Source organism: Aquirufa sp. ROCK-SH2 (assembly GCF_054558315.1).
Window position 1 is genome coordinate 295,739 of record NZ_JBPXKB010000003.1, and the last position, 16,112, is coordinate 311,850.

General features: G+C 36.3%; 13 protein-coding genes. 6 read left to right on the forward strand and 7 right to left on the reverse strand.

Going from position 1 to position 16,112, the window contains the following annotated elements; all coding sequences use genetic code 11:
- Window positions 1–53: 53 nt before the first annotated feature.
- The 4 genes from V7S79_RS08400 (at window position 54) to V7S79_RS08415 (ending at window position 6,674) form a co-directional block, all read left to right on the forward strand.
- The gene (locus V7S79_RS08400) at window positions 54–407 is read left to right on the forward strand and encodes a hypothetical protein (RefSeq protein WP_459490131.1); all 354 of its coding nucleotides are present in this window, start codon (window positions 54–56) and stop codon (window positions 405–407) included.
- A gap of 65 nt (window positions 408–472) precedes the next feature.
- Entirely contained in the window at window positions 473–3,406 is a 2,934-nt protein-coding gene (secDF, locus tag V7S79_RS08405) for a protein translocase subunit SecDF (RefSeq protein WP_459490132.1), read from the forward strand.
- Between the two features lie 117 nt (window positions 3,407–3,523).
- Window positions 3,524–4,972, forward strand: a complete 1,449-nt coding sequence (locus V7S79_RS08410; RefSeq protein ID WP_459490133.1) for an APC family permease — start codon at window positions 3,524–3,526, stop codon at window positions 4,970–4,972.
- Between the two features lie 109 nt (window positions 4,973–5,081).
- Entirely contained in the window at window positions 5,082–6,674 is a 1,593-nt protein-coding gene (locus V7S79_RS08415; RefSeq protein ID WP_459490134.1) for a peptide chain release factor 3, read from the forward strand.
- A 2-nt stretch (window positions 6,675–6,676) separates the two neighbouring features.
- Here V7S79_RS08415 and V7S79_RS08420 read toward each other — a convergent pair whose 3' ends face one another.
- The gene (locus V7S79_RS08420) at window positions 6,677–7,684 is read right to left on the reverse strand and encodes a c-type cytochrome (RefSeq protein WP_459490135.1); all 1,008 of its coding nucleotides are present in this window, start codon (window positions 7,682–7,684) and stop codon (window positions 6,677–6,679) included.
- Window positions 7,685–7,820: 136 nt separating this feature from the next.
- Between V7S79_RS08420 and V7S79_RS08425 the strand changes: the two genes are divergently transcribed.
- Window positions 7,821–9,005: an NAD(P)/FAD-dependent oxidoreductase gene (locus tag V7S79_RS08425; RefSeq protein WP_459490136.1), complete on the forward strand. Its 1,185-nt coding sequence runs from the start codon at window positions 7,821–7,823 to the stop codon at window positions 9,003–9,005.
- Window positions 9,006–9,011: 6 nt separating this feature from the next.
- On the opposite strand, the gene V7S79_RS08430 is transcribed toward V7S79_RS08425, so the two are convergent.
- The 4 genes from V7S79_RS08430 to V7S79_RS08445 form a co-directional block, all read right to left on the reverse strand.
- Window positions 9,012–9,995, reverse strand: a complete 984-nt coding sequence (locus tag V7S79_RS08430; protein ID WP_459490137.1) for a glycosyltransferase — start codon at window positions 9,993–9,995, stop codon at window positions 9,012–9,014.
- A gap of 93 nt (window positions 9,996–10,088) precedes the next feature.
- Entirely contained in the window at window positions 10,089–10,784 is a 696-nt protein-coding gene (locus V7S79_RS08435; RefSeq protein ID WP_459490138.1) for a rhodanese-like domain-containing protein, read from the reverse strand.
- A 20-nt stretch (window positions 10,785–10,804) separates the two neighbouring features.
- Window positions 10,805–11,101, reverse strand: coding sequence for a thioredoxin (trxA, locus tag V7S79_RS08440; RefSeq protein WP_459490139.1), 297 nt, complete (start codon window positions 11,099–11,101; stop codon window positions 10,805–10,807).
- 22 nt (window positions 11,102–11,123) lie between these two features.
- Window positions 11,124–11,426 carry a rhodanese-like domain-containing protein gene (locus tag V7S79_RS08445; protein WP_459490140.1) on the reverse strand — a complete coding sequence of 101 codons (303 nt, stop codon included), beginning with the start codon at window positions 11,424–11,426 and terminating at the stop codon, window positions 11,124–11,126.
- A gap of 132 nt (window positions 11,427–11,558) precedes the next feature.
- Between V7S79_RS08445 and V7S79_RS08450 the strand changes: the two genes are divergently transcribed.
- A complete protein-coding gene (locus V7S79_RS08450) occupies window positions 11,559–11,966 on the forward strand; it encodes a DsrE family protein (protein WP_459490141.1) in 408 nt (135 codons plus the stop codon).
- A gap of 246 nt (window positions 11,967–12,212) precedes the next feature.
- Here the strand turns inward: V7S79_RS08450 and V7S79_RS08455 are convergent, their stop codons facing one another.
- Together V7S79_RS08455 and V7S79_RS08460 are read right to left on the reverse strand one after the other, a co-directional pair.
- Window positions 12,213–13,610: a Gfo/Idh/MocA family protein gene (locus V7S79_RS08455; RefSeq protein WP_459490142.1), complete on the reverse strand. Its 1,398-nt coding sequence runs from the start codon at window positions 13,608–13,610 to the stop codon at window positions 12,213–12,215.
- A 45-nt stretch (window positions 13,611–13,655) separates the two neighbouring features.
- Window positions 13,656–16,103, reverse strand: a complete 2,448-nt coding sequence (locus tag V7S79_RS08460; RefSeq protein ID WP_459490143.1) for a glutaminase family protein — start codon at window positions 16,101–16,103, stop codon at window positions 13,656–13,658.
- Between the last annotated feature and the right edge of the window lie 9 nt (window positions 16,104–16,112).

Genomic DNA, 16,112 nt, shown 5'->3' on the forward strand with positions numbered 1-16,112 from the left:
TACTTTATAAACATTTGTTATTTAATTAAAATATCCTATTTTTGCTACTCAATATGCAAAAGAAGATTCAATTTTTTCGGTTATTTATATTTTTGCCCGTCCTATTTTGGTTGGTGGCAAAGCCTATAACGGTAACATCTTCTCCTTGCAAATTCGTTAAAACCTCTGCTCATTCTAAATCTAGTCAAGAAAAGTCAAGCCCACAGGCTACTTTTTACGCTGATCATCAAGTATATCAAGCAGCAGCGAATTTAAACATCGATTTTCCAACAGATTGGACCTTCAGTGCTCCGGTCTTCACTTTTTTTGCTGAGCAATTGCATCAAGTTAAATTGCCTGTTCAGATTCACAGAACTCAATTATTGAGCATTTTATTTACCCAATTTATCGCCACTCTGGCCCCTTGATATTGTCGGTTAATACATCGACAGAGTCAAAATCATTGTTTTAATTTCATTAATTTTTTATTCAAATGCGTTACAAAAATTTCATTGTATGGCTGAGTACAATTATATCAGCATTATGTATTTTCTTTCTTTCATTTACATGGAAGGCAAGTGATTTAAGAGATCAAGCAGTTAAATATGCCACTACCAAAGATGGCAAATATGATCCAGCAAAGCGTTTACATTTCATTGATTCGCTTTGGAAGCAACCTGTATATTTAGGTTTTACCTTTCAAGAAGTTACGAATTATGCATTGCACAAGGGTCTAGATTTAGAAGGCGGTTTACACGCGGTATTGGAAGTTTCTCCGATAGAAATATTAAGAGCTTTATCTGGAAAATCGAATGATCCAAATTTTGAGAAAGCGTTGGCACAAGCTAGTTTGCAACAAGCAACTTCTACCAAGCCTTTCAATGAATTGTTTTATGAGGAGTTTGCTAAGGTAGCACCTACACAAAAGTTAGCATCTGTTTTTGCTAATTCAGTTAATAGAGGTAAAATCAGTTCAACTTCTTCTGATTCTGAAGTTAAGAAAGTGATTGATGCTGAGATTGATGGAGCTGTGGATCGTGTTTACAAAATTATTCAAGCGCGTATCGATAAATTTGGTGTGGCTAACCCTAATATTCAACGTTTACCGGGTTCTAACCGTATTCAGGTTGAATTACCAGGTGTAGATAATCCAGAGCGTGCTCGTAAATTATTATCAGGAGCTGCTAAATTGGAGTTTATTGAGTGTTATGAGTTAAATGAGTATGGCACAGGTTTAAATGTATTAGGTTCTATTTTAGAGCGTGAAGAGAAGCAACCTACTGTTCAAGCAAGTGCATCTACAACTACTGCTAAGGATACTACAGCCAATTCATTGGGCAATCAATTAGCTGGAGCTGCTAAAAAAGATTCAGGAAAAGCGAAGACAGATACTGCTGCTGGTTCTGCCTTGACTAAATTATTTTTACCTATTGGAAATGGTTTAGGAGTTTATAGAAAAGATACAGCGCGTGTGAATGCATTGTTCCGCCGTGCAGATGTGAAAGCTTTGTTCCCAGCTAATTTATCTTTCGCTTGGGCAGCTAAAGGAATTCCTGCTAAAAATGGTGATGAAATATTGACATTAGAAGCTTTGAAAAAAGGAGAAGGTCAAAATGCTCCTTTAGAAGGAGATGTGATTACAGATGCAGCGCAGGATTATGATCAAGCTGGTCGTGCAGAAGTAACTATGTCGATGAACGGAACTGGAGCTCGTATTTGGAAAAATTTAACAGGTGCTAACGTAGGCCGTCGAATTGCAATTGTTTTAGATGGTTATGTGTATTCTGCACCAGTGATCAATGGAGAAATTCCAGGAGGACGTTCTTCTATTTCTGGTTCATTTACAGTTGAAGAAGCAAAAGATTTAGCGAACGTATTAAAAGCAGGTAAATTACCAGCTCCAACACGTATTGTAGAAGATGCATTCATTGGCCCATCTTTAGGAAATGAATCAATTAATCAAGGATATATGTCGATGGGCTTAGGTTTATTATTAGTAATCATCTTTATGATTGGTTATTATGGTGCACCAGGTTGGATGGCGAATTTGTCATTATTATTTAACGTATTCTTTATTGCTGGAGTTTTGGTTCAAATCCAAGCAGCCTTAACATTGCCGGGTATTGCGGGTATCGTTTTAACATTGGGTATGGCGGTTGATGCCAATGTATTGATTAATGAGCGTATTCGAGAAGAATTACATGCTGGAAAAGGATTGCTAGATGCAATCAATGTGGGTTATGAAAAAGCATTAAGTGCGATCTTAGATGGAAATATTACCACCGTTTTAGTGGGTGTAATTTTGATTATTTTTGGTTCAGGTTCGGTGAAAGGATTTGGTGTTACACTTTGTATTGGTTTGGTTACGTCGGTGTTCACAGCAGTGTATATTTCTCATATTTTAATTGATTGGATGGCAAAAAGAGCTATCAAAGCAGGAAAAGAGAAAGAAATGACCTTTGAAACATTTATTTCTAGAGATTTATTCAAAGGAATGAATTTTGATTTCATTGGAAAACGTAAATATTCTTATTGGTTCTCTTGGGGATTGATTGCTATTGGTGCAATTGTTTTATTTATCCAAGGAGGATTTAATTTAGGAGTAGACTTCAAAGGAGGTCGTTCTTATGTGGTAGAATTTACTCAACCCGTTGAAGCTGGAAAAGTAAAAGAAGCATTGAAAGATGATTTTAAAGGAGTAGGTTCAGAGGTTAAAACATACAACGGTTTAACTAAATTAAAAGTAACTACTTCTTATTTGGTAGAAGATGAATCTATCACTGCAAATAATACTGTTAGAACAGCATTAGAAAATGGATTGAAAGAGTTTTCATCAGCTTCTCCTAAAATTTTGTCGGAATCTAAAGTTGGAGCAACCATTGCAGATGATATTTTGACGCAATCGTTTTTATCTATCTTCTATGCTTTAATTGCTATCTTCATTTATATTTTAATCCGTTTCCGTAAATGGCAATATTCTCTAGGTGGTATTGTTGCTTTATTGCATGATACTTTAGTAGTATTGGGTATGGTTGGAATCGTACGATTATTTGGATTTGAATTAGAAATTGATCAAGTATTTATTGCTGCAGTTTTGACTGTAATTGGTTATTCAATCAATGATACGGTGGTAGTATTTGACCGTATTCGTGAGGAAATCGGTGTGAATCCAGACTTAGGTAATAAAGCCCTAATGATCAAAACAATCAACGAATCGATTAACCATACTATGTCTCGTACTGTCATGACAGCGACTACTGTATTTTTAGTAGTAACTGTATTGTTGATTTTTGGAGGCGATGTATTAAGAGGTTTCTCATTTGCTATGTTTATCGGTGTAGTATTTGGGGCATACTCTTCAATTTTCGTTGCTGCTCCGATTGTTATTGACTTAGGTACTTCGACAAAAGAGCAAAAGAAAAAGTAAAATAATTATGAGTTATGAATTATGAATTATGAAAGTCATTTCATACCTCATAATTCATACCTCATAATTCATAATTCATATTTCATTCTTCATAACTTACAACTAACAACTTACACTATGAACAACAGTATTTGGAGAAAAAAACCGATGCACATGTTTGAGCAAGACATGCAAAAAAGCGAGCTCAAGCGTGTCTTAGGTAAATGGAGTTTAACAGCCATTGGTATTGGAGCGATTATTGGTGGCGGAGTTTTCGTTTTAACTGGTACCGCAGCACATTATCATGCGGGTCCTGCCTTAGCAATTTCCTTCGTTATTGCTGGAATTGGATGTATTTTTGCTGCGCTTTGTTATGCAGAGTTTGCGGCCATGTTGCCTGTGGAAGGAAGTGCCTATGCCTATGCATACGGTACAGTAGGTGAGTTATTTGCTTGGATTATTGGTTGGGGATTAATTCTCGAATATGCTATGGGTGCTATGACTGTCGCTGTGAGTTGGTCAGGTTATTTTAATAAGCTACTCCATCTCTTTGGGATTCACTTACCTGCAAATTTAACCAATGATCCTGTATCTTTTGGTGGAGTGGCAGTGAATTTACCAGCTTTGGTTATTGTTTGGTTTGTGACTTGGATTTTGGTCAAAGGAATCAAAGAAGCTGCTAGTGCGAATAATTTAATAGTTGTTCTTAAAGTGGCAGTGATTCTATTTGTGATCATCATGGGTGCTTTTTATATCGATGTGGCTAATTGGACTCCATTTATTCCTGCTGAAACCTTAGTAGAACACGAAAGTGGTGAAATGCTTCCTGCTTATGGCTGGGGTGGTATTATTTCAGGTGCATCAGCAATTTTCTTCGCGTACATTGGTTTTGACGCTGTTTCTACCCAAGCAGGTGAAGCCATTAATCCGAAGAAAGATATGCCATTCGCAATCATTGCTTCTTTATTGATTTGTACAATTTTGTATATCGCTGTTTCTTTAGTGTTGACCGGAATGATCAATTACAAAGATATCACGGGAGATGCTTTAAAAGCACCTGTTGCTTTTGCATTTGATGTGGCAGGACAACCTTGGGCTGTATTTGTGATTACCGCAGCAGCTACTGCAGGTTTATTATCTGTTATGTTGGTGATGATGTTAGGCCAAACGCGTGTTTTCTTAGGAATGGCGAAGGATGGTTTATTGCCAAAATTCTTTGCTGAGGTTCATCCAACATTTAAGACACCTTGGAAATCAACTATTTTAGTAGGTGCTGTTGTATCTATTGTAGCTGGTTTTACTCCAATTTCTTTATTGGGAGATATGACCAGTTTCGGAACCTTATTTGCCTTTACAATGGTGTGTTTAGCGGTTTGGATTTTACGTTTTAGAGATCCAGAGCGTGATCGTCCTTTTAAAGTATCAGGCTTGAATATCATTGCACCATTGGGAATAATAGTAAATACATTCTTGATTTTGAATTTAGGTAGAACTGCACAACTTTTTGCTATTGTTTGGCTTTTGTTTGGTTTAGTTGTTTACTTCCTTTACGGAAGACCTAAATCGCATTTGAATACTCGAGTGTAATTCAAAACAACTTTATTAAATAGCCGTTGCGAAAGCATCGGCTATTTTTTTTGTCTTTTAATTCCACCTTTTTTGGCTTATTTTTGCATTTTGATTTTAAAAAACACGAATGAGTAAGCTCGATATTGAAATTGCCAAAAGAAGAACCTTTGGAATCATCTCCCACCCTGATGCTGGAAAAACAACCTTAACTGAAAAATTATTACTTTTTGGTGGGGCTATCCAAACAGCAGGTGCGGTGAAATCCAACAAAATTAAAAAAGGGGCCACTTCCGATTTCATGGAAATTGAAAGACAAAGAGGTATTTCTGTGGCAACTTCTGTGATGACTTTCGAGTACAATGATTTAAAAATCAATATTCTGGATACTCCTGGTCACAAGGACTTCGCAGAAGACACCTACCGTACCCTTACAGCCGTCGATTCTGTTATTCTGGTGATTGATTGTGTGAAAGGTGTGGAAGAGCAAACTGAGCGCTTAATGGAGGTTTGTCGGATGCGTAAAACTCCCGTGATTATTTTTATTAATAAAATGGACCGGGAAGGACAAAATCCTTTCGATTTGTTGGATGAATTGGAACAAAAATTATCCATTCAAGTTCGTCCTTTAACTTGGCCAATCAATATGGGCTCCAATTTCAAAGGAGTTTATCATTTGTTAGATCGATCTTTAAATCTTTTTTCTGCCAATAAAACCAAAATTGAAAAAGAAGTTTACGCGGTGGATATTAATTCTCCTGAGTTGGATGCTCGTGTGGGTGAGAGAGATGCCAAACAGTTGAGAGAGGATGTGGAATTAATTGATGGGGTTTATGAGCCTTTTGATAGAAATACGTATTTATCAGGAGATATTGCTCCTGTCTTTTTTGGATCGGCTGTGAATAATTTTGGGGTTCAAGAATTATTGGACACTTTTACTCGAATAGCTCCTCCAACGCAAGAAAGAGGAACGGATGTTCGTATTGTTGAGCCGAATGAAAAGAAGTTCACGGGTTTTATCTTTAAAATTCACGCTAATTTAGATCCTAAACATCGTGATCGAATTGCATTTTTACGAATTTGTTCAGGAACTTTCCATCGAAATACTTTTTATCAGCACATTCGTTTGAAAAAAAATGTGCGATTTTCGAACCCTTACAACTTCATGGCACAAGACAAAGAAGTGGTAGACGAAGGTTTTCCAGGGGATGTAGTTGGTTTATACGATACCGGTACTTTTAAAATTGGAGATACGTTAACGGAAGGGGAAGTGTTGAATTATCAAGGTATCCCAAGTTTTTCTCCAGAAATATTTAAAGAGTTAATTAATTTAGATCCGATGAAAGCCAAACAATTGGAAAAGGGGATTGATCAATTAACTGACGAAGGAGTAGCTCAATTATTCACACAACCGCAGTTAGGTAACCGTAAAATTGTTGGTACCGTAGGTGAATTACAATATGAAGTAATTCAATACCGTTTGGAACATGAATATGGTGCAAAATGTCGTTTTGAAGGTATGTCCGTTTCAAAAGCTTGTTGGATTACCGCCGAGGATCCTAAAAAATTACAGGAATTTGTCCGTTTAAAAGGTCAACAAATTGCACAAGATAAAGATGGGAATTATGTTTTTCTAGCTGAATCGGATTGGATTTTGCGTATGAATCAACAAAATAATCCGGATGTAGAATTCCACTTTACTTCTGAATTTAAGTTAAGTTAATACTACTTTCCATAGGGCCCATACTTGTGTTGTAATTCTGATTTTCCATCTATATATGGGCCAAAAGGGTGGTCAAATGGTTTTTTAGATATATCAGGCCAATCTTTACTTAAATCCATTTCGGGTCTTGGCATGGAATTGACAAAAGCAGCCAAGTCCCAAGCTTCTTCATTCGGAAGTTGAGGTTTATCATAAGTGGTGCCTAAAGGCATATTGTATTTGACAAATCCAGCAAAATTTGAAATACGGTATAATCCTGCACCTTGATTGTAGCTGTGAGGCCCCCACAAGGGTGGATAGGTGTAAGATTTGCCATTTTCTGCTAATATTCCTTCCCCATTAGCCTGATGACAAGATTGGCATTTCGATGCATAAATTGCTTGACCTTTCGAAGGATCTGCTGCACGTTTTAATTTTTTCAACTTAAAAATTCCTGCTCCTTTGGGTACTTTTCCTTTTTCAATATCAGATCCTAGCCATTTGATATAGGCCAAAATAGCCTTCATTTCTTTGCTTTCTTTCAACAAGGCTTGTCCATTTAAACTCCTTTGAAAACAATCATTTACGCGTTTAAATTGATCTTCTTTCGTCCCTGATCGAGCTCTGAATTTTGGATAAGTGGATTGAACGGCAAAGTAATTATTTCCCCAAGCTTGAGTCCCTGCGTTTAAATGACAATTTTGGCAATTCATGCCATTTGAACTATGTTGAACAGAACCATTTGGGCCTAAATATTCGCTTGTGTGTGCAATCAACTCTCTTCCATAAAGTACCAACTCTTTTTCTTCTTTGCTTAAATACATCATCCTCCAATCTGACGGCGCTGTCCATAAATGGCTGAAATTAGAATCAGGAGCCACATAAGTGCGGGTTGAATCTTTTTTTACCTTTTCAAATTTTTGAATCTGATTGAATCCTAAAAAAAAGAACATACCCACCAACAATACAAATAAGCTGTATAATAGAGTTGTTAAATTTTGAAAATTCTTTTTAGGTGAAGAATCTGACATAGCTTTGTTTTTATAAATGATTTTCAAAATTGCCACTTTTGATGAATCATCTTCGTGATAATAGTCACAATGAATATAAGATTTATCCGATAATATTACTATATCTTTTTTAAATAAGGTTAAATGATTAATTGCTATGAAACATCAAATTTTAATTATTGGTGGTGGGAATGCAGGTATTTCTGTCGCTTCTCAGCTACTTCGTAAAGAGGCTAATTTAGATATCGCCATCGTAGAAGGAAGCAAAAAGCATTACTACCAACCGGCATGGACTTTGGTAGGAGGGGGTGAATTTGATATCAATGATACGGTTCGTGATGAGGCTTCTGTAATGCCTGAGAATGTCACTTGGATTCAACAAATGGCTAAATCATTTCTACCTGAGCAAAATAAAGTAGTCTTAGAAGATGGCAAGGAAGTTGAATATGCCTTTTTGATTGTAGTGCCTGGTATTCAACTGAATTGGTCTGCCATTAAAGGATTAAAAGAAAATTTAGGCAAAAATGGAGTTTGTAGCAATTACAGTTTTGAAACAGCGCCATATACGTGGGAATGTCTGCAAAATACCAAAGGCGGAAATGCCATTTTTACCAATCCAAATACACCCATTAAATGTGGAGGAGCTCCGCAAAAGATCTTGTACCTAGCGGCTGATTATTTTAGAAAGCATCATATTAAAACGCAAGTGCAATTTTGGAGCGGTGGGACTCGTGTTTTTGGTGTGGAAAAATATGAGAAAACACTCAAAAAGGTAATTAGTCGATATGGAATCGAAACCCATTTTTTTGTAAAATTGGATGAAATTGATGGAGCAAATAAACGAGCTAAATTCCTTGGTTTTGGAGAAGCAAATAAGGATCAAGAATATTGGGTGGATTATGAAATGATTCATGTCACTCCCCCCCAATCTGCCCCTGATTTTGTTAAAAATAGCCCCATTGCGAATGAAGCAGGTTGGATCGATGTTGAAAAACATACTTTACAACACAATAAATTTAAGAATATTTTTGCTTGTGGAGATGCGGCCAATTTACCTGTTTCTAGAACTGGTGCCGCGATTCGTAAGCAAGCTCCCGTTTTGGTGAGTAATTTGCTTTCCACCATGAAGGAAGAACCGATTTCTGAATTTTATAATGGATATTCTTCTTGTCCGATTATAACAGGTTATAACAAATTAGTTTTGGCTGAATTTGATTACAACAATGTACCTACTGAAACATTTCCTTTTGATCAATCACAAGAAAGATGGTCCATGTATCAATTGAAAAAATACATTTTGCCTTATTTATATTGGAATCAAATTTTACCCGGTCGAATGTAGAATAAATTAGGCCCAAGCTAAAAATTTTGGGCCATTTTTTTCCATCAATTGAGGATTTTTCAAATTTAAAGTTTGTCCATTTAATACCTTTTCGTAATGGGAAAGGTATTTTTTTGCCATTGTTTTAGAGTCAAAAACTTCCCTAGCGTATTCATGGCATTTTATTTTGTCATAGGACTCGGCTTGCTGAATATGCTCGGATATTGTTTGAGAGTTGTTTGAAAGGAAACCGTACTCCGAACTGATAATTTCAGGTAAAGCACCATAAGGAGTTCCAAAAACAGGGCATCCAAAAAATAAACTTTCAGTAATGGCTAAACCGAAGGGTTCATGCCAAAGTACAGGGAAAATTAAGCCTTTAGAACGATTCAATAAATCAAATTTTTGTTGTCCTCCCACCATGCCAAAGAAATGAACACGTGGACTAAAGGTAAATCGCAAACCCATTTTGAAGTTGAAGCGGCATCCGCCTAAAACGTCTAATTCTTCATGAGGCGTTTTTTGAATGATGTTTATCGCTCCTCTTACATTTTTAACTCTCCAAGCTGCATTTCCCAAGAAGTGAAAATGACTTCTTGTTCTTTGTAAATCTGGTTTCGCATACTCATTCCAGTCGAGCCCATTGTGAACGAATGAAGTAGATCCATGTCTTTCCGCATGGTTTTTAGATACAAATATAGTATTGATATTTAGCTGCGAAGTCCCATTTCCGTTACCGTGAATCGTTACCACATGGGGTTGGGTGATTTGTTGGTCAGGTTCTTTTTGAAAATGAACGATATCAATTTCCTTTGGTATTTGATCATTGATATTTTTTGAATAATCTCGAACAATGATTTTCGCGAAATCACAATGCGTGAATACGGGTAATAAAAATGAGACTTGATGTCCCAAAAGGTGTAATTCTTTTCCTAATGCCCATATTACCCGCTCTGTTCCACCATAGGTAAACACGGGTAATTTCTGATCATGGACGATTAATATGTTCAAAGGAGTGGAATTAAATGAAAATAATTCTTAAAAATAATTCATTTAATTAGAAATAAAACAATTTGAGTTCGTCAAAAATGCCATAAAATTGAATTATTTCAACTCATTTGCCGAAAATAAACCCGTTTTTTTCCAGCTTAATTGGCCATTTTCATATCTTTCCACATAAGGAATAGCTTCAATTTGAAGGGCTGCTGCTAATTCTTGATTTTGATCTACATCAATTTTAATTAATTCTACTGCACCTTTTTGTTCTTTGACAAATTGTTCCAAAATTGGACTCAATTGCTTGCAAGGCCCGCACCATTCTGCATGGAAATCGATAATGACTGATTTTTTGCCAGCAACTAATTTTTTGTAAGACGCTAAACTCAATCCAGAAGCGGCAGGTTTTGAATCCTCTTTACTCAAAGCTAATTGTGCCGCATTCCAAGCTAAAATTCCTCCTTGAAGATTAACGATGTACTTAAATCCCATCGATTGAAGTTGAGCTGCAGCAGAAGAGGATCGTCCCCCTGATAAACAATACACAAAAACGGTTTTTTCTTTATTTAATCCAGCAATTTTTTCTGGGAAATCCATCGATTGAATATCCATATTTTGAGCACCTTCGATATGTCCAGATTCGAATTCGCCTTTGGTACGAACATCTATGATTTGCTTTTGTTCATCTGATGAAATCGCGGATTGGAATTCACTGGCAGGTAAATCCTTTAAACCTGTGTCATTGCTTTTATTACAAGAAAATAGGATTAAACTAACAGAAAGAGCAAGAATGATTTTTCTCATTTGAATGGTATTTTTCAATTTTAGTGATATTTTTTGATTAATTCTTCCAAAGTTTTGGCAGGAATGACGCCTGATTGTCTCCAAACAGATTTTCCATCTTTGAACAATATTAGAGTAGGAACAGATCTGATTTGAAATTTTTCGGCAGTGCTTCTATTTTTATCCACATCAATTTTAATGATTTTTGCTGTGTCGCCCACATTTTTTTTGACTTGTTCCAAAATGGGTTTCAATTGCTTACAAGGTCCACACCATTCGGCTGAAAAATCAACTAAAACAGGTTCCTTCGATTTCAATAATTCTGCGAAATTGCTCATAATACATCGATTTTAAATGAAATTAGCGTAATGAAATCCATGTGCCACCATTGTGAACATGAACGAATCCTTGGTTTTTTAACAGTCTTTTTGCTGCACCACTTCGAACTCCTGATGCACAACAAGTAATGATTGTTTGTTCCTTTTTTAGTTTGTTTAAATTGGCAGGCATATTTTGCAAAGGTAGATTAATTGCGCCAGAAACGTGCCCTTGATTGAATTCCGCAGGAGTACGAACATCTATTATGACAGCTCCATCTTTGATGAGTGCTTTTAGGTCTACTTTCGGACCGATACCAAATATTTTTTTTAATAGTTCTAACATTAGCTGTTTGGATTTGTGATGCAAATATAGCTTCTGTAAGAGGGCAATTTCGTGACAAATGTCTCTATTGCGATTTTGAGTGGTCTTTTAAGTTCATTAAAATTTTGTAGTTTCGTCAAAAATAAAATAGCTATGAAAAAATTATTATTGATCCCCTTTTTCTTTGCCATCACTTTTTTATTGAATGCACAAAATCCTACTCATAGAGTGGTTATTCAATTGAATACTAGTGATACGTTGGTATGGCATGGAGCTTTAAAAAATATTTCCAATTTGCAGGCAGCATTAGGACCTAACACGCAACTGGAGGTAGTCGCTCACGGAAGTGGTATTGGAATTTTAATAGAATCCAAGACTACTCAAAAAGCTAAAATCGCTGAATTAGCCGCTAGTGGCGTTTTATTCAAGGCGTGTGAAAATACTATCAGAGAAAGAAAAATTGACAAAGCAACATTATTACAGCAATCAGGTTTTGTTCCTTCCGGAGTTGCTGAGGTAGTTTTGAAGCAAGAGGCTGGTTGGTCTTATTTGAAATATTAGGAATGTAGGTAATAGGTAAAAGGTAAAAGTGTTTGACTTTTGAACTAAAAGTTCAATTCATAGTACACACTCGGCACAGCCGAGCGCGTTACCTATTACCTATTACCTATTACTTTTTACCTCTTACCTCTTACCTCTTACCTCTTACCTCTTACCTCTTACCTCTTACCTCTTACCTCTTACCTCTTACCTCTTACCTCTTACCTCTTACCTCTTACCTCTTACCTTTTACCTTTTACCTTTCACCTATACCCGATAATACTGCTCCCAACCTTTTCTAGGTTCGGCACCTATAAGCAATTGGTTCGCTAATTTATTGTTGGTAATTTGTTTGGTATTTCTGTCGAACAATAATTTAGTGTTCAATTTTTGAGCCATAACACCAAGAGAGAAAACTTGACTTAAAGGTCCAGCAATTTCAAATCTAGATCTTGTTTGCTCTTTTCCCATGCAGCCTAATAAGAAATTGGCATAATGGTTAGAAGGACTTTTAGGAACCTCAGGAAGCTTGATGTCCTTGGCTTTATCACCCAAAATAGAAAGAGTAGAACCATGTGAGCCACCTTTGAACGTTAAATCTTTGCCGTAAATAATTTTACCTGGATTTAATTTTGCGGGTTGGATTTTACCATTACTTGCTGGAGGGATGTTGGGATCTAATTCATTTACTCCATAATTTTCAGGAACAGGAGGGATATTATTGATACCGTCGTACCAGGTAATGTCCATGGCTGGCATGTCTTTTCTGGCAGGGAACTTGAAATTAATGGTCGAAGATTGTGGATAGAAAAAGGCATTATGTCCTTCAGCTTTCAGCATATTTATCTCCGTAGGTAAACCTAATTCTAAAAATTCATGCGCAGTATCCATGATATGTGCACCCCAATCGCCTAATGCTCCTAGTCCAAAATCGAACCAACAACGCCATTGGCCATTGACTAAGTCTTTGTTATAGTCGTGATTTTGTACGACACCATGCCAAATGTCCCAGTCCAAGGTACTTGGAATAGATTCTTTGGGAGGAAAACTTTTGATATTGGTATCCCATCCATGCCACCTTCTTGCTGAATTCATGTGAGCCGTCATGGCTGTTACATCTTTGATGATACCAGCTTCTTTCCAAGCTTTGAATTGAAAATAATTGGCTTCAGAATGTCCTTGATTTCCCATTTGAGTCACTAATTTGGGATTCTTCTTGGCAGCTTTCATCATCAATTCAATTTCATTGAATGTTCTTGCCATTGGTTTTTCCACAAATACGTGTTTTCCTAAACCCAAAGCCATCATAGTGATGGGGAAGTGAGAATGATCAGGTACTCCAATCGCAACAGCTTCTATTTGGCTTCCCATTTTATCAAACATTTGTCTGAAATCTTGAAAACGAGGTACATCTGGGAATTTTTCTAATACTTTCAAGGTTTGCGGAGCGCCCATATCTACGTCACACAAAGCAACAATATTAGCCAATCCTGTATTGTACAATGACATTACATCTGATCCACCTTGGTTTCCAATGCCAATACAAGCTAAATTGACTTTTTCGCCTGGATTTTTGTGGACAAAAAAGGAAGGAAATGCTGAAGCTGCTGTCATTAGAGCTGAGCTTCTCAGAAAATCTCTACGAGAATTTTGTAATGTTTTCATCTTGTTTATTTTTTATATCAAAACCTAAAAGCACCTAATATTTACTTATTTCTTCCATTTTTTTTCCAAAACTTTGATGAAAAACCCACCTACCACGCTTCTCGCTTGAAAACCAACTTGCTTCCCATCCGTTGTTTCATACCAATCTCCAAAAGGAACACGTGTCGGGGTTTCTAGCATGTATTTATGAATTGGATTAATAAATGCTTGGAAATCATTGTCATTGTCGGCCAATGTTGCCGTCCAAATAATCCAATCATTTTTGGTATACGTTTTTCTACTATCCAATGGTAGTCCAAAGGGATTTTGCTTGGTCAAATAGTACTTGATTTCTTTCTTATAAACTTCTTCTGGAAATAAATTTAGGTTCAATAATTTGTCCCAAACCAAATTATATTTTTGACTCCAAGTATTGTTTTTGTTGAATGTCAAAGCATAATGATCTCCCTCATCTGCCAATTTCATCCATTTTTTCACATAATTTTGGGCAATGCTTTGCAATGAATCTGCTGTTTTGATATCTCCTAGGTTTCTGGCTATTTGAGCATAAGCCCCAATTCCATTGATGGCCTTGATAGATAAATTGGCATTTCTTTCTAGATGACCTGCAAAATCATCTGTACATAATTGATTGGCAGGATCTAGTCCATCTTTTACTAAAAATGCCACCCACTGCGATAAGGTTTTCCAATGTTTTTTAGCGAAAGAAGCATTTCCTTCTGCTTTGCAAATGGCCGCAGTTAAAATAATCATATTTCCAGCTTCTTCCACTGGCATATCTTCTGGATAAGTTTGTCCATTAGCTAATGGATATGTTCCAATATCATGTGCAGGGAATGGCTTCTTCCATTGGCCACTTTCACTGTAATAAATCAATGGAGCTACCATACCTTTCAATAATTCTGGATTGTAAATCAAGCTTAATGGTGCAGAAGGGTAGGTTACATCCACCGTCCAAATGGAACCGTTGCTAAAATTTTCTTTTTGTGGAAATAACACTTCATCATTTTCTCCACGCACTAATTTATGCGCAGCCAAAGATTGTCGATAAGCAGCTACGCAAATTTCTGCGTATTTTTTTCCTCCGGATTGCAAAGCATCTTGATAAATTTGCTTATCGAATTTCGTAGCCAATTCGTTGATTTGTTGGTATTCATTGTAACCAACACTTAATAGATTTTCTATTTTACCGTGTTTTTTCACCCACCAAGCTTTCAGATCTTTTTTGAAATATTGAATCGAACTGATGTCATCGTATGCCATCATAATCATCGATTTTTGTGGTTTTTTGCTAGCAATGGTTTTCCATTGAGCACACAAAAATGAATCATTTTGTGGATTTGAGTTCGAACTGCTGTTTTTTTGATTCTTAGAAAGTCCGGATAAATCGCTCGAAGATTTTACAGAAAGAACTTGATTCTTATTGCCACTCGCTAAATACGCATATCCCCAATCAATGCGGACATCATCTCCTTGTTTTCCTAGGATTTTTTGTGATTGAGTACCGCTCTTCAAATAGTTTACATGTTGGAATTCTCCATTTGTAATGTTTAATGCTTGCTTCGGATCCATTCTTGCAATATCTGCAGCAACTCCAAAAGTGATCTCTGTCGAATGACTTTTTTGATCTTTTGATTGTACTTCGTAGCTGATGTAAGAAAGTGGTCTGGATAATAAATCCAAATCGGAAGCAATTAATGGAGAAAGGAATTGAACTTTTAATTGAACAGGACCACAATCGAAAACATAAGTAGTTTTGGTTGCTGTTACTTCCACCGATTTTTGAATAGCTAAATTAGCATCTTTCTCTCTTTTTTGTTTGGCAAAACCTGCATCTAACCATGCATTTCCTCTTGGGTTAATACAATGAATCGCCAAAAGATTTTTTCCTTTTTTTAATGCTTTTTTGACTTCATCTGTCATTGAATAATTCTTCACTTTTGTGTTATGGCAATCTTTGCAATCATAAATAGCAGTGCCATTTAAATAAACTTGTACATCATCATCATGACGAAGTTGCAAGATGAATTGATCTATATCTAAATCATTTAATTCAAAGCTTCTTCTCACCCAAATCGACTTTGAATTCCATGAAGTCGCGAAATCATTTCCCCAACCTTTTCCAAAGGGCATTTTTCCTTGGAACCAGTTTTTATCGTCGTAATTCTCATTCATCCAATTTTGACCGGGATCAGATTCAATAAATTGGCAATCAATTGGTTTTGCCAATTCTCCGAAGGGTACAATATTTTCGGCAGGCTTGACGATTTTGCCTAAAAATTGATATGCTTTATTGTCTACTTTTATGATTCCTACCAAAGATTGTTCATTCCCCGTCCAATGCCTTGTCGTATTTTGATTCACTTGATCTGAAAAAGACCAAATACTGAAATAAGGATCATGAGTGATTAAAGGATAGGCAGGGAGTTTACTAACCTGAGCAACAGATGAATATCCTATGCTCAATAACATTAAACTGAAGAAATTTTTCATAAAAAGATG

Excerpts from the sequence above, each read along its gene's own strand:
- V7S79_RS08435 (WP_459490138.1), bottom strand. The coding sequence starts at position 10,784 with ATGAGAAAAATCATTCTTGCTCTTTCTGTTAGTTTAATCCTATTTTCT.
- V7S79_RS08445 (WP_459490140.1), bottom strand. The coding sequence starts at position 11,426 with ATGTTAGAACTATTAAAAAAAATATTTGGTATCGGTCCGAAAGTAGAC.
- V7S79_RS08415 (WP_459490134.1), top strand. The coding sequence starts at position 5,082 with ATGAGTAAGCTCGATATTGAAATTGCCAAAAGAAGAACCTTTGGAATC.
- V7S79_RS08455 (WP_459490142.1), bottom strand. The coding sequence starts at position 13,610 with ATGAAAACATTACAAAATTCTCGTAGAGATTTTCTGAGAAGCTCAGCT.
- secDF (WP_459490132.1), top strand. The coding sequence starts at position 473 with ATGCGTTACAAAAATTTCATTGTATGGCTGAGTACAATTATATCAGCA.
- V7S79_RS08460 (WP_459490143.1), bottom strand. The coding sequence starts at position 16,103 with ATGAAAAATTTCTTCAGTTTAATGTTATTGAGCATAGGATATTCATCT.
- trxA (WP_459490139.1), bottom strand. The coding sequence starts at position 11,101 with ATGAGCAATTTCGCAGAATTATTGAAATCGAAGGAACCTGTTTTAGTT.
- V7S79_RS08450 (WP_459490141.1), top strand. The coding sequence starts at position 11,559 with ATGAAAAAATTATTATTGATCCCCTTTTTCTTTGCCATCACTTTTTTA.
- V7S79_RS08400 (WP_459490131.1), top strand. The coding sequence starts at position 54 with ATGCAAAAGAAGATTCAATTTTTTCGGTTATTTATATTTTTGCCCGTC.
- V7S79_RS08420 (WP_459490135.1), bottom strand. The coding sequence starts at position 7,684 with ATGTCAGATTCTTCACCTAAAAAGAATTTTCAAAATTTAACAACTCTA.
- V7S79_RS08425 (WP_459490136.1), top strand. The coding sequence starts at position 7,821 with ATGAAACATCAAATTTTAATTATTGGTGGTGGGAATGCAGGTATTTCT.
- V7S79_RS08410 (WP_459490133.1), top strand. The coding sequence starts at position 3,524 with ATGAACAACAGTATTTGGAGAAAAAAACCGATGCACATGTTTGAGCAA.